The organism is Ralstonia sp. UNC404CL21Col (genome assembly GCF_000620465.1).
Taxonomy (GTDB): domain Bacteria; phylum Pseudomonadota; class Gammaproteobacteria; order Burkholderiales; family Burkholderiaceae; genus Ralstonia; species Ralstonia flatus.
The window spans coordinates 841,418-854,999 of record NZ_KK211140.1 but is presented as its reverse complement, the minus strand read 5'-3'; the positions used below and the strand labels follow the sequence as shown (position 1 = coordinate 854,999).

Genomic DNA, 13,582 nt, shown 5'->3' with positions numbered 1-13,582 from the left:
CGGGCTCAGCTTTTCTGTGCGGCCGTCACGACGATTTCGATGCGGTACTTCGGATTGGCCAGCGCGGCTTCAACGGTGGCGCGCGGCGGCGAGTTCTTGGAATCGGCGGCGACCCACTGGTCCCACACCTTGTTCATCTCGCCAATCTCGCTGATGTCTTTGAGGAAGATCTGGCACATCAGGATGCGCGTCTTGTCGCTGTCGTTGGCGGCCAGCACGCGATCAATGATGGCGAGCACTTCCGCCGTCTGCTCGGCAATGCCGGCGTCCAGCGTGGTCTCGGGCACTTGGCCGGCCACGTAGACGACGCCGTTATAGACAGCAGCGTCCGAATAGCGATGTTCGACGTTGTAACGTTTCAGTTCAGTGCTCATCTTGCAAATCGAATGGGGTCGGACAAACGGTCATTGACCGAGGAAGAACTTGCGGGCGATCGCCACCTGATCCGGCTGGACGAAGGTCGGCGCGTGGCCCACATCGGGAATTTCCACCGTGTTCACATGTTGGCCGCGCTGCATCATGGCTTCGACGGTCTCGCGCGTGAGCAAATCGGAATGCGCGCCGCGCACCACCAGCACCTCGCCGGGAATCGCCTCGAACAGCTTCCAGAGCATCGCCTCGCCGGCCGCGACCACTTCGGGCGTGGTGTTCTTGAACGGCTCGGCCAGGCGCGGATCGTAATGCAGGATCCACTCGCCGCCCTGCGGCTTCAGGATCGCCGTGTTCAACTCACGCCATTGCTCCGGCGTGTGCGGGCCGAATGAAGCGCTGATCGTCTTGAGGTAGGCCAGCCCTTCATCGAACGTCTTGAAGCGGACGTTCAGTCCGAGATAAGCACCGATGCGCGTCAACGACGATTCCGTGACGCGCGGGCCCACATCGTTGAGCAGCAGCTTGCGGATCGGCGATTTCGGCAAGCCTGCCAGGCCAATGCCGATCAGGCCACCCATCGAGGTACCGAACCAGTCGACGGACTCGGCATTCAGGCGCGCGAGCAACGTCACCATGTCGGACGCGTACTGCTGCAGCACATAGCCCTTCGGATCGGCCAGCCAATCGGAGCGCCCGCGGCCCACCACATCCGGACAGATGACGCGATAGTCGTTGCACAGCGCCTGCGCCAGCACGTCGAAATCACGCCCGGTGCGCGAGAGGCCATGCACGCAAACGAGCACGCGCGGATTCTGCGAGTCGCCCCACTCGTGATACGCCATCCGGTGCAAGCCGGACGGACTCAGGCACTGCACGAAGGCAAGGCGCGGCGAAACTGGCATGAACAACTCCTACACGTGAATGACGGAGACAGCGAAGCCTGATTGTACGCGGCCCCGCAGGCATGCGGCGGCGCAGCAGACATCCGCGGCGGTCCAAAACAAAAAAGCCTCGCCGGAGCGAGGCTTTTCCGAAAGGCGACTCAGCTTACTGCGCGACCCAGCCACCATCCATGTTCCAGGCCACGCCACGCACCTGCTCAGCCGCATCGCTGCAGAGGAACACTGCCAGCGCACCCAGCTGGTCCGGCGTGACGAACTCGCCCGAGGGTTGCTTTTCCATCAGCAGATCCTTCTTGGCTTCGAGCGCGGACAGGCCCTCCTTCTCGGCACGCGCATCGATCTGCTTCTGCACCAGTGGCGTCAGCACCCAGCCCGGGCAGATCGCGTTGGACGTGATGCCCGTCTGCGCCGTCTCCAGCGCCACCGACTTGGTGAAGCCGACGATACCGTGCTTGGCTGCCACGTACGCCGACTTCTGCGCCGACGCCACCAGCCCATGCGCCGAAGCGACGTTGATGATGCGGCCCCAGTTCTTGCGCTTCATGCCCGGCACGGCAAGCCGCGTCGTGTGGAAAGCCGAGGTGAGGTTGATGGCGATGATGGCGTCCCAGCGCTCGGTCGGGAAATCTTCCACGTTGGCCACGTACTGGATGCCGGCGTTGTTGACGAGGATGTCCACGCCACCGAATTCTGCATCGGCGTAGGCGAACATCGCTTCGATCTCGGCCGGCTTGCTCATGTCGGCGCCGTGGTATCCGATGCGGATGGCATTCTTGCCAGCGGCCGCGATCTGCGCCTTGGGCGCTTCCACGTCGCCAAAGCCGTTCATGATGATGTTGGCGCCCTGCGCGGCCAGCGAGCAGGCGATACCCAGACCGATCCCGCTGGTCGAGCCCGTGACGAGGGCGGTTTTTCCTTGCAGCATGCGTGTCTCCGGATGTCGACGATTACAGCAGGTTGACGCCAGTCTTGGCCTGGACCTCTTCGCGGGAAACGCCCGGCGCGGTTTCGATCAGCTTCAGGCCCTGCTCGGTCACGTCGATCACGCCGAGGTCCGTAATGATGCGATCCACCACGCCCACGCCCGTCAGCGGCAATGTGCACTTGGGCAGGATCTTCAGGTCTTCGGTGCCGTCCTTCTTCTTGGCGGTGTGCTCCATCAGCACGATCACGCGCTTGACACCCGCCACGAGGTCCATCGCGCCGCCCATGCCCTTGACCATCTTGCCGGGGATCATCCAGTTGGCGAGGTCGCCCGTCTCGCTCACCTGCATCGCACCGAGAATCGACAGGTTGATCTTGCCGCCGCGAATCATCGCAAAGCTCTGGTCGCTGCCGAAGATCGCGCTGCCGGGCAGCGTGGTCACGGTCTGCTTGCCTGCGTTGATCAGGTCGGCATCCACTTCCTCTTCCGTGGGGAACGGGCCGATGCCAAGCATGCCGTTTTCGCTTTGCAGCCAGACTTCCTTGTCGCCGGTGTGGTTCGCAACCAGCGTCGGGATGCCGATGCCAAGGTTGACGTAGAAACCGTCTTGCAACTCCTGGGCAGCGCGCGCCGCCATTTGGTCTTGTGTCCAGGCCATGTCGGTCTCCTTAGTTGGCTGCGCGGATGGTGCGCTTTTCGATGCGCTTTTCGGGCGTGGCATTCAGCACGATGCGGTGCACGTAGATGCCGGGCAGATGGATGTCGTCCGGCGCAAGCTCGCCCACCTCGACGATCTCTTCGACCTCGACGATGCAGATCTTGCCGGCAGTTGCGGCAGCGGGGTTGAAGTTGCGCGCGGTCAGGTTGAAACGCAGGTTGCCGGACTTGTCGGCCACCTGCGCTTTCACCAGCGCCACATCGGGCACCAGCGAGCGCTCCATGACGTACGTCTCGCCGTCAAACTCGCGCAGCTCCTTGCCTTCGGCAACCAGCGTGCCGACGCCGGTCTTCGTGAAGAATGCCGGGATGCCGGCGCCGCCAGCGCGCAGCTTTTCAGCCAACGTGCCTTGCGGGGTGAATTCCAACTCGAGTTCACCGGCCAGATACTGGCGCTCGAACTCCTTGTTTTCGCCCACGTAGGACGAAATCATCTTTTTGATTTGGCGCGTTTCCAGCAGCAGGCCAAGGCCGAAACCGTCGACGCCCGCGTTGTTGGAAATGCAGGTGAGATTCTTGACGCCCGAATCGCGCAGCGCGGCGATCAGCGCTTCCGGAATGCCGCACAGGCCGAAGCCGCCCACGGCGATGGTCTGGCCGTCCTTGACGACGCCCGCGAGCGCCTCGCTGGCGCTGGCGAAGATTTTGTTCATGCGTGCTCCTTCCTTGGTGGTCCAACGAATCCGGCCGGGTTTTGACCGCACGCACACTTGGGGTTTGTGCGGTGCAGCGCCGGAAAATAGTAACGATACAATCTGGCGAGAATACGCAAGCGTCGCGCGACGCAGCAATACGTACGAATACATATGCCCGCCCTCGACTACCAGACTGCGTTCCAGCTTGCCCCTGTCGGCATGGTGATGTCCCGCGAGCGGGTGATGCTCGACGTCAACGACGAAGCCGCCCGCATCTTCGGTCACCCACGCACGACCATGATGGGGCAATCGTTCGAGCTGCTCTATCCAACGCATGACGAATACGAACGCACCGGTGCGCGCATCATCCCCGTCATGAATGCACGCGGCAGCTACTCCGACGAACGCATCATGAAGCGCGCCAATGGCGAACTGTTCTGGTGCCACGTCACGGGCCGCGCACTGGACCGCGCGAAACCGCTGGGCGAAGGTATCTGGACGTTCGAAGATCTGTCAGCGCACCGCCCGGTCACGGCAGCGCTCACACCGCGCGAACGCGACATCGCCGCTCAATTGGTCGAGGGCAAGACGAGCAAGCAGATCGGCAAACAGCTGGAAATCAGTCCGCGCACGGTTGAAATCTATCGCGCGCGGCTGATGAAGAAGTACGCCGCCAACACCTCACTCGAACTTGTGCAGCGGCTGATGGGGCATTAAGGCTGCTGAAGCGTTACACCATGCCGTCGTCGGCGTTGATGACCGCGCCATTGATGAAATCGGACTGATCCGACGCCAGCAGCAGAATCAGCCCATCCAGGTCTTCCGGCTTGCCCACGCGCTTGCGCGGCAGCATCTGCACCAGCTTCTGGCCGGGCTCGGTTTCCCAATGGTGATGGTTGATCTCGGTATCGATATACCCCGGGCAAATCGCGTTCGTATTGATGCCGTAACGGCCCCACTCCAGCGCCATGGCCTTGGTCATGTGCACCACGGCAGCCTTGCTCATGCAATACACGCCAATCTGCGACAGCACCTTCAGCCCCGCCACCGACGCGATGTTGACGATGCGCGATTGCGGCAGCGGCGAGCCGTTCTTCTCCGCGCCCTTGGCCCGGGCAATCATGCGCTTGGCCGTTTCCTGCGCCACGAAGAAGGCGCCACGCGTGTTGGTATCGAACACGAAATCGAAATCATCGGGCGTGACATCGACCATGCGTTGCGTGGTCGAAACCCCCGAGTTGTTGACGAGGATGTCGATGGTGCCAGCCTCGGTTTCAGCGTGTGCGACGGCCGCGCGAATGCTGTCGGGATCCGTCACGTCCAGGCGGACCACGTGGGCGCTGCCGCCTTTGGATTCGATGTCGGCGCGCAGCTCCTTCAGGCGCTCCACACGGCGCGAGGCCAAGACGACCTTCGCGCCCGCGGCGGCCAGCGTGTGGGCGAAACGCGCGCCCAGACCGCTCGATGCGCCGGTGATCAGCGCGACTTTGCCTTCCAGATTGATCGACAGACCCATGATGCGTGTTCCCCGTGTGTTGGTTTGGCAGGCGCCCGGCTGCTCGGAAGCAACATCGGCATGTGATTTGAGCGCAGCTTAGCAAAAAATCGAACGATCGTTCAGAAATTTCCCTTGCCGCATCCGGGCGTGTCCCGGACAATGCGGAAAATTCTAATGCAGCAATCCGTCATACCAATAAGCAAACGCCCCTAACTGTCCCCAAAGCAGCGAAGAGACACTTATGAACCAGCAGCAGCTCCTCGAACAATACGGCCCGCGAGAGTCCATGGAGTATGACGTCGTGATCGTCGGCGGTGGCCCCGCCGGCCTGGCGACAGCGATTCGCATCAAGCAACTGGCTGCCGAGACGGGCAAGGACGTGTCCGTCGTCGTGCTGGAAAAAGGTTCCGAGCCCGGTGCCCACATTTTGTCGGGCGCGGTGATGGACCCGCGCGCGATCACCGAACTGCTCCCCAACTGGAAGGCCGACGGCGCCCCGCTCAACCAGCCGGTCACTGGCGACGACGTGCTATTCCTGAGCGAAACCGACGCCAAGCGCACGCCTGACTGGCTTGTGCCGCGCAATTTCCACAACGACGGCTGCTACGTCATCTCGCTGTCGAACGTGGTGAAGTGGATGGCCACGCAGGCCGAAGCGCTGGGCGTGGAAATTTTCCCGGGCTTTGCCGCAGCCGAAGTGCTGTATGACGACAAGGGCGCCGTGCGTGGTGTGGCCACCGGCAACATGGGCATCGGCAAGGACGGCGAGCCCACCGAGAACTTCCAGCTCGGCATGGAACTGCTCGGCAAGTACACCATCTTCGCGGAAGGCGCGCGCGGCCATCTGGGCCGCCAGTTGCTGGAGAAATTCAAGCTCAACGCCGGCAAAGACCCGCAGACCTTCGCCATCGGCATCAAGGAACTCTGGGAAATCGATCCGGCCAAGGCCAAGCCCGGCCTAGTGGTCCACACCGCAGGCTGGCCGATGGAAGACGACACCTTCGGCGGCGGCTTCCTGTATCACCTGGAAGACAACAAGGTCACGCTGGGCTTTGTGATTGGGCTGGACTACAAGAACCCGTGGATGAGCCCGTTCGAAGAGATGCAGCGCTGGAAGGCTCACCCCGCCATCCGCGCACACATCGAAGGCGGCAAGCGCATCGGCTATGGCGCGCGCGCCATCAACAACGGTACGCCGCAAGCGCTGCCGAAAACGGTGTTCCCGGGTGGTGCACTGGTCGGTTGCGATGCTGGCTACCTGAACGCGGCGCGTATCAAGGGCAGCCACGCGGCCATCAAGAGCGGCATGATGTGCGGTGAGGCCGTGTTCGAAGCCGTGACGGCCGGCCGTTCCGCTGACGAGCTGTCCGCCTACCCCGCCGCCTTCGAACAGAGCTGGCTGAAGGAAGAGCTGGACCAGTCGCGCAACTTCAAGCTGTGGTTCAAGAAGAGCCCGACCCTGGGCAAGATCATGACCGGCATCGAACAGTGGCTGCTGCCCAAGATTGGCGTGAGCAACCCGCCCTGGACGCTGCACGGCACGAAGTTGGATAACCAGTCGCTCAAGCCGGCATCGGAATGCCCGAAGATCGAGTATCCGAAGCCGGACGGCAAGATCACGTTCGATCGCCTGTCGTCGGTGTTCATTTCGAACACGAACCACGAAGAGAATCAGCCGGCGCACCTGACGCTGAAAGATCCGACCGTTCCGACACGCATCAACCTGACGCAGTTTGCCGGCCCCGAGCAGCGCTACTGCCCGGCAGGCGTGTACGAATTCGTCAAGAACGACGAAGGCACTGAGCGCCTGCAGATCAACGCGCAGAACTGCGTGCACTGCAAGACCTGCGACATCAAGGACCCGACGCAGAACATCGTGTGGGTCACGCCGGAAGGCGGTGGCGGACCGAACTACGTCGGCATGTAAGCGGCGGGCGACCGCCCAACAAAAAAGACGGCTTGAAGCCGTCTTTTTTTTGCCCGGGCGAATCGATTCAGGGAGCTTTTGCCGAAATCGCCGGCGTCTCGACCGACACGTCGCCGCATTGCGCACGATGGCGCAGCGCATGGTCAATCAGCACCAGCGCCAGCAGCGCCTCGGCGATCGGCGTGGCACGGATGCCAACGCACGGATCATGGCGGCCGAACGTTTCCACCACCGCCGGATCACCCGCCTTGTCGATCGAACGGCGCGGCGTACGGATGCTCGACGTCGGCTTAATTGCGAGCGACACGGAGATGTCCTGCCCCGTCGAAATCCCGCCCAGGATGCCGCCGGCGTTGTTGCCGACGAAGCCTTCCGGCGTCAGCTCATCACCATGCTCGGAGCCGCGCTGGCTGACCGCGTGGAAGCCTGCGCCGATCTCAACGCCCTTCACCGCATTCAGTCCCATCATGGCGTGGGCGATGTCTGCATCCAGGCGATCGAAGAGCGGCTCGCCCCAGCCGACGGGCACGCCGGTGGCCACCACTTCAATGCGTGCGCCGACGGAATCGCCGTCCTTGCGCAGTGCATCCATGTAAGTTTCCAGCTCAGGAACGATCTCGGCATTGGGCGCGAAGAACGGATTGTTCGGCACCTCGCTCCAGTCAACGAACGGAATCTGGATATCGCCCAGTTGCGACATGAAGCCGTGGATTTCAACGCCGAACTTCTCACGCAGCCACTTCTTGGCGACGGCGCCTGCAGCCACCGTTGGTGCCGTCAAGCGTGCGGAAGAACGGCCGCCGCCGCGCGGATCGCGGATGCCGTATTTGTGCCAGTAGGTGTAATCGGCATGGCCGGGACGGAAGGTCTCGGCGATGTTGCTGTAATCCTTGCTGCGCTGGTCGGTATTGCGGATCAGCAGGCAGATCGGGGTGCCCGTTGTCTTGCCTTCGTACACGCCGGAGAGGATCTCGACCAGGTCCTCCTCCTTGCGCTGCGTAACGTGGCGCGAGGTGCCGGGCTTGCGGCGGTCCAGATCGGGCTGGATGTCTTCTGCCGACAGCGTCATGCCGGGCGGGCAGCCATCGATGACTGCGCCGATGGCCGGGCCATGCGACTCGCCGAAGGTGGTGACGGAAAACAGCAGGCCCAGGGTATTGCCAGACATGATCGTGCTCAGGAAAGCGCCGCGACGGCCGCGGCGCGAAACATCAGGAAAACGCTATTGTAAGGCCGATCTATCGGCCCCTTGATCAGCCGCCGATACCCAGCAGCTCGACCTCGAAGTTCAGCGTGGAATTGGGCGGAATGGTGCCGGGAACGCCACGCTCGCCGTAAGCGGTGGCCGCCGGGCAGGTCAGCTTGGCCTTGCCACCCACCTGCATCTTCTGCACGCCTTCGGTCCAGCACGGAATCACGCGATTCAGCGGGAACGAGATCGGCTGGCCGCGCTTGTAGGAGCTGTCGAATTCTTTGCCGTCGGTCAGCGTGCCGCGGTAGTGGACCTTGACCGTGTCACTGGCCTTGGGCGACGGGCCGGTGCCCTTGGTCAGCGTCTGGACGATCACACCGGAGGGCAGCGTCTCGGAGGCCGGCGATGCGGCTTGCGCGCTAACGGCAGCCAGGGCAAGCAACGAAGCACACAGCAGCGGGGAAACGTGTTTCATGGCAGGTAACGGGAGAGTTGGAGGTCAGAAAAACGTATGAAGGCCGATTGCGGGCCGATCGGCAGTGTATCGAAGTCTGGAGGCTCGCCACGCGCTAAAGCCGCTCGCCGCGCAGCGCCAGTACGGCGGCCTGCATCGTTTCCGGCGACACGGCATGTGCCGGCACAGGCGTGCCGATGCACAGCTCCAGCTTATTGAGGAAACCGCGACGGAACGGGCGCGACATCGCCGCCCCGCCCTTGCGGGAGAAGAAGCTGCCCCAGAGGCCGCGCAGCGCCATCGGCACCACCGGTACGGGCGTGCGTTCGATGATGCGACGCATGCCGTCCTTGAACGGGTTCATCTCGCCCGTGGCAGTGATCTTGCCTTCCGGGAAGATGCAGACGACCTCGCCTTCCGCCAGCGCCGCGGCAATCGTGTCGTAGGCGCGTTTGAGCATCTCCGGGTCTTCATGCATCGGCGCAATCGGAATCGCCTTGACCGTGCGGAAGAACCACGATAGCAGCGGAACCTTGAAGATGCGGTGGTCCATCACGAAACGCACGGGGCGGCGCACGAACGCGCCCACCACCACGGCATCGACGAAGCTCACGTGGTTGCAGACCAACAGGCACGGGCCTTCATCGGGAATCTGCTCCGAGCCCTCCACCTTCACACGATAGACGGTATGGATCAGCAGCCACATCACAAAGCGGATCAGGAACTCCGGCACCAGCGAGTAAATGTAGATCGCCACCACGGCGTTGAGGATGCCGGTGACGAGAAACAACTGCGGGATCGTGAACCCGGCGCGTGTCAGCACCATCGCCAGCACCGCTGAAGCGATCATGAACAGCGCGTTGAGGATGTTGTTGGCAGCAATGATGCGGGCGCGGTGCGTCGGCTCACAGCGGCTCTGGATCAGCGCGTACAACGGCACGCTGTAGAAACCGCCAAACATTGCTAGCAGGAACAGATCGGCCAGCACGCGCCAATGGCCGTGGTTCTGCAGAAAGCCGGAAATGCCCGTCAGCACGTCGTGCGCGACCAGTGCCTCGGCATGCGAGGCAAAGTACAGGTCCACCGCAAACACCGTCATGCCGATCGAGCCGAACGGCACGAGGCCGATTTCCACCCTGCGCCCCGAGAGCTTTTCGCACAGCACCGAACCCAACCCGATGCCAACCGAAAACACCGCCAGCAGTAGTGTCACAACGTTCTGGTCTCCGCCGAGCACATTGCGCGCGAAGGCAAAGAACGACGTCAGAAACGTCGCGCCCACGAACCATAGCCACGAGATGCCCATCAGACTCAGGAACACCGCGCGCTGGTTGCTTGCAAGCTTCAGGTTGCGCCAGGTCTCAGAGATAGGGTTCCAGTTGATGCGCAAGTCCGGCTGCGAGGCCGGCGACACCGGCACACCACGCGCGGTCAGCCAGCCGGCCACGGCGATGACAATGCATGCGATGCCCGTGAACATCGGGCCGATCAGTTCGCCATCGCGCGTGTAATTGGCCAGCTCGCCACCGCCGATGGTGCCGATCAGAATGGCCACGAAGGTGCCCATTTCCACCAACCCGTTGCCGCCCACCAGTTCTGCCGATTGCAGATGCTGAGGCAGATAGGCGTACTTCACGGGCCCGAACAGCGTCGAGTGCACGCCCATCAAGAACGTGCACAGGTACAGCAGTTCAACATGCCGCAGCGCAAAACCCGCACAGCCGATCGCCATGATGGCGATTTCCAACGTCTTCACCAGACGGATCAGCCGCGCCTTGTCCATGCGATCGGCAATCTGCCCGCTGGTGGCAGACAGCAGCACAAACGGCGCAATGAAGATCGCAGAAATCAGGAATGCCGCCGACGCCGGGTCTGCATTGCCAAACAGCGCAGCGTGGTAGGTGACCAACGAGGAAAACGCCACCTTGAAAACGTTGTCGTTCATCGCGCCCAGAAACTGGGTCCAGAAGAACGGTGAAAAGCGACGCTGCTTCAGCAGCGAAAACTGGCTCGATTGGCTCATCGGCAGGCGGTTCTGGGTTCAACAAAAAACCCGCTCGCAACGGCGGGCGGGTTTCAGGAATGCGGTAGAGAGATCGCGCAGGTCAGTCTTCGTTGGCCTTTTCTTCGGGCCAGTCGCGAATGTACGCCTTGAGCATCTTGTTCTCGAAACTTTGGTCTTCCAGCACGGCCTTGGCCACGTCGTAGAAGGAAATCACGCCCATCAGCGTGCGGCTGTCCAGCACAGGCAGATAGCGCACATGGTGCTCCAGCATGATGCGGCGCACTTCGTTGACTTCGGTTTCGGGCGTGCAGGTGACGGGATGATCGTCCATCACCTTGCGGATGGTCGTGCCGTCGCCCACGGAACCGTGGTTTTTGGCGACCACCTTAATGATCTCCCGGAAGGTCAGCATGCCGACCAGTTCGCCGTACTCCATGACAACGAGCGAGCCGATGTCTTTTTCCGCCATCGTCTGCACGGCCACCTGGAGCTTCGTTTCAGGCGCCACGGTGTAGAGCGTGTTGCCCTTCACGTGGAGGATGTCGCTGACTTTCATATTGCGTCTCCCAGAGTTCGGGGTGCCGGTCTGCCGGGGGAGCGACCGCGCGCGGGTTGTGGTTATGGTTGTGCTTCGATCCTAGCCCAAACCGGATCGCTTCGACAAGCATGCAGCGCAGAAAAAACCCGTCAAAAACCGCGCCCGCTCGGCGTTTGCCCGGAATGCGCTGCAACAGGGAGCAGTGCTAGCATGCCCCGTCCCAACCTGTTCCCGCGCCCTTTCCGGGTGCCTGAATCCATGTCCAAAGCCCGCTTCGACACGCTGGCCCTGCATGCCGGCGCCGCGCCAGACCCGGCCACCGGTGCACGCGCCACGCCCATCCACCTGAGCACGTCTTTCGTGTTCCGCGACAGCGAACATGCGGCGTCATTGTTCAATATGGAACGCGCGGGCCACGTCTACTCGCGCCTCTCCAACCCGACCGTTGCCGTGTTCGAAGAGCGCATGGCCGCGCTGGAAAACGGGGTAGGCGCCATTGCCACGGCGTCGGGCCAGGCGGCGCTGCATCTGGCCATCGTCACGCTCATGGGGGCCGGCTCGCACATCGTCGCGTCTTCGGCGCTGTATGGCGGCTCGCACAATCTGCTGCATTACACACTGCGTCGCTTCGGCATCGAGACGACCTTCGTCAAGCCCGGCGACATCGATGGCTGGCGCGCTGCCATCCGCCCGAACACCCGGCTGCTGTTTGGCGAGACGCTCGGCAACCCGGGGCTGGATGTGCTGGACGTTCCGACCATCGCATCGATTGCGCATGACGCAGGCGTGCCCCTGCTGGTCGATTCGACCTTCACCACCCCTTGGCTGCTGCAGCCGTTCGCGCACGGCGCAGATCTCGTCTATCACTCGGCCACCAAGTTCCTGGGCGGGCACGGCACGACCATCGGCGGCGCGCTGGTCGACGGCGGCACGTTCGACTACGTGGCCGCCGGCAAGCACCCCGAGCTGACCGAGCCGTACGCGGGTTTCCACGACATGGTGTTTGCCGAGGAAAGCACCGTCGCGCCCTTCCTGCTGCGCGCGCGCCGTGAAGGCCTGCGCGACTTTGGTGCCTGCATGAACCCGATGGCCGCGTGGCAACTGCTGCAAGGCATCGAGACCCTGCCGCTGCGCATGGCGCGGCACGTGGACAACGCCCGCCGCGTCGTCGCCTTCCTGGCAAGCCACCCGATGGTGGCGTCGGTCGCCTATCCGGAGCTGGAATCGCACCCCGATCACGCCTTGGCCAAGCGCCTGCTGCCGCGGGGCTGCGGTGCAGTGTTCAGCTTTGATCTGCGCGGCGACCGGCGTGCCGGCCAGCAGTTCATCGAATCGCTCGGCTTGTTCTCCCACCTTGCCAACGTGGGCGATGCACGCTCGCTGGTCATCCACCCCGCATCGACGACGCACTTCCGCATGGACGCCGACGCGCTGGCCGCGGCCGGCATCAGCGAAGGCACGATCCGCCTTTCCATCGGCCTGGAAGACGCCGACGACCTGATCGACGATCTCAAACGCGGCCTGAAAGCCGCCGAGCGCGCGATGTCCACCGCGCCCGGCAAAGCCGCCAACGCAACGGGAGCCCGCTGATGGAATGGACCGTACAGGGCGAGCGCGCCTACGCCTACACCGGCGGCAAGCCGTTCAACGCCGAATTGCCGTGCGTCGTATTTGTGCATGGCGCGCAGAACGATCATTCCGTGTGGGGCCTGCAGACGCGCTGGTTTGCGCACCACGGCTTCAGTGTGTTGGCGGTCGACTTGCCGGGGCACGGCCGCAGCGCCGGCGCCCCGCTGCAGACCGTGGAAGCCATGGCCGATTGGGTGATGGCGCTGGTGCACGAGGCTGGGGTCACGCGGCCGGTGATTGTGGTCGGGCACAGCATGGGTTCGCTGATTGCGCTGGAGTGCGCGTCCAGATATGCGAGTCGCGTGCGCCGCATCGCGCTGGTCGCGACGGCCTGGCCGATGAAGGTGTCGGATGCGCTGCTCGACGCCGCGCTCAACAACACACCGGGCGCCATCGACATGGTGAATGCCTGGTCGCATTCCAGTCTGGCAAACAAGCCGTCATCGCCGGGCCCGGGCTTCTGGATGCACGGTGGCAGCCAGCGGCTAATGGAGCGTGTCGCGCGCGGTACCGACGCGCCCGTCTTCCACACGGACTTTGCCGCCTGCAACGCCTATGCGCGCGGCGCCGAAGCCATGGCCGCCGTGAAGTGCCCGTCACTCGTGATCGTCGGTGAGAAAGACCAGATGACCCCAGCGAAAGCCGGTCGTCAGGTTGCGGCAGGACTGGCCGGCAGCCGTGTCGTGGGCCTGCCGGGCGGGCACGCGATCATGGGAGAATGCCCCGACGGCACACTCGACGCGCTGATTGCGTTTGCGCGCGAACGAGACCCGGTCGCCGCATAAGTC

General features: G+C 63.2%; 14 protein-coding genes. 4 read left to right on the top strand and 10 right to left on the bottom strand.

Annotated elements, in window-relative coordinates:
• Nucleotides 1–5 precede the first annotated feature (5 nt).
• The 5 genes from N511_RS0121925 to N511_RS0121905 all read right to left on the bottom strand — a co-directional run bounded on the left by N511_RS0121925 (nucleotide 6) and on the right by N511_RS0121905 (nucleotide 3,569).
• Nucleotides 6–374 carry a RidA family protein gene (locus tag N511_RS0121925; RefSeq protein ID WP_004636012.1) on the bottom strand — a complete coding sequence of 123 codons (369 nt, stop codon included), beginning with the start codon at nucleotides 372–374 and terminating at the stop codon, nucleotides 6–8.
• Nucleotides 375–404: 30 nt separating this feature from the next.
• On the bottom strand, nucleotides 405–1,274 hold the full coding sequence (locus N511_RS0121920) for an alpha/beta fold hydrolase (protein ID WP_027681223.1): 870 nt from the start codon (nucleotides 1,272–1,274) through the stop codon (nucleotides 405–407).
• 145 nt (nucleotides 1,275–1,419) lie between these two features.
• Nucleotides 1,420–2,199, bottom strand: coding sequence for a 3-hydroxybutyrate dehydrogenase (locus tag N511_RS0121915; protein WP_027681222.1), 780 nt, complete (start codon nucleotides 2,197–2,199; stop codon nucleotides 1,420–1,422).
• 22 nt (nucleotides 2,200–2,221) lie between these two features.
• Nucleotides 2,222–2,857, bottom strand: a complete 636-nt coding sequence (locus tag N511_RS0121910) for a CoA transferase subunit B (protein ID WP_027681221.1) — start codon at nucleotides 2,855–2,857, stop codon at nucleotides 2,222–2,224.
• A gap of 10 nt (nucleotides 2,858–2,867) precedes the next feature.
• Nucleotides 2,868–3,569, bottom strand: a complete 702-nt coding sequence (locus N511_RS0121905; protein ID WP_009240847.1) for a CoA transferase subunit A — start codon at nucleotides 3,567–3,569, stop codon at nucleotides 2,868–2,870.
• A gap of 153 nt (nucleotides 3,570–3,722) precedes the next feature.
• Here N511_RS0121905 and N511_RS0121900 point away from each other — a divergent pair, with 153 nt between their 5' ends.
• Nucleotides 3,723–4,268, top strand: a complete 546-nt coding sequence (locus N511_RS0121900; RefSeq protein WP_009240848.1) for a LuxR C-terminal-related transcriptional regulator — start codon at nucleotides 3,723–3,725, stop codon at nucleotides 4,266–4,268.
• 13 nt (nucleotides 4,269–4,281) lie between these two features.
• On the opposite strand, the gene N511_RS0121895 is transcribed toward N511_RS0121900, so the two are convergent.
• A complete protein-coding gene (locus N511_RS0121895; RefSeq protein WP_027681220.1) occupies nucleotides 4,282–5,067 on the bottom strand; it encodes an SDR family oxidoreductase in 786 nt (261 codons plus the stop codon).
• A 223-nt stretch (nucleotides 5,068–5,290) separates the two neighbouring features.
• On the opposite strand from N511_RS0121895, the gene N511_RS0121890 reads away from it, so the two are divergent.
• Entirely contained in the window at nucleotides 5,291–6,976 is a 1,686-nt protein-coding gene (locus N511_RS0121890; protein ID WP_027681219.1) for an electron transfer flavoprotein-ubiquinone oxidoreductase, read from the top strand.
• Nucleotides 6,977–7,043: 67 nt separating this feature from the next.
• On the opposite strand, the gene aroC is transcribed toward N511_RS0121890, so the two are convergent.
• The 4 genes from aroC to N511_RS0121870 all read right to left on the bottom strand — a co-directional run bounded on the left by aroC (nucleotide 7,044) and on the right by N511_RS0121870 (nucleotide 11,183).
• A complete protein-coding gene (gene aroC, locus N511_RS0121885; protein ID WP_027681218.1) occupies nucleotides 7,044–8,144 on the bottom strand; it encodes a chorismate synthase in 1,101 nt (366 codons plus the stop codon).
• Nucleotides 8,145–8,229: 85 nt separating this feature from the next.
• A complete protein-coding gene (locus N511_RS0121880; RefSeq protein ID WP_027681217.1) occupies nucleotides 8,230–8,643 on the bottom strand; it encodes an FKBP-type peptidyl-prolyl cis-trans isomerase in 414 nt (137 codons plus the stop codon).
• 94 nt (nucleotides 8,644–8,737) lie between these two features.
• Nucleotides 8,738–10,645: an MFS transporter gene (locus N511_RS0121875; protein ID WP_027681216.1), complete on the bottom strand. Its 1,908-nt coding sequence runs from the start codon at nucleotides 10,643–10,645 to the stop codon at nucleotides 8,738–8,740.
• A gap of 82 nt (nucleotides 10,646–10,727) precedes the next feature.
• A complete protein-coding gene (locus N511_RS0121870) occupies nucleotides 10,728–11,183 on the bottom strand; it encodes a CBS domain-containing protein (RefSeq protein WP_009240853.1) in 456 nt (151 codons plus the stop codon).
• A gap of 240 nt (nucleotides 11,184–11,423) precedes the next feature.
• Between N511_RS0121870 and N511_RS0121865 the strand changes: the two genes are divergently transcribed.
• Entirely contained in the window at nucleotides 11,424–12,755 is a 1,332-nt protein-coding gene (locus N511_RS0121865) for an O-acetylhomoserine aminocarboxypropyltransferase (RefSeq protein WP_027681215.1), read from the top strand.
• On the top strand, nucleotides 12,755–13,579 hold the full coding sequence (locus N511_RS0121860; protein WP_027681214.1) for an alpha/beta fold hydrolase: 825 nt from the start codon (nucleotides 12,755–12,757) through the stop codon (nucleotides 13,577–13,579). The genes N511_RS0121865 and N511_RS0121860 overlap by 1 nt, the downstream gene beginning before the upstream one ends.
• Nucleotides 13,580–13,582 lie beyond the last annotated feature (3 nt).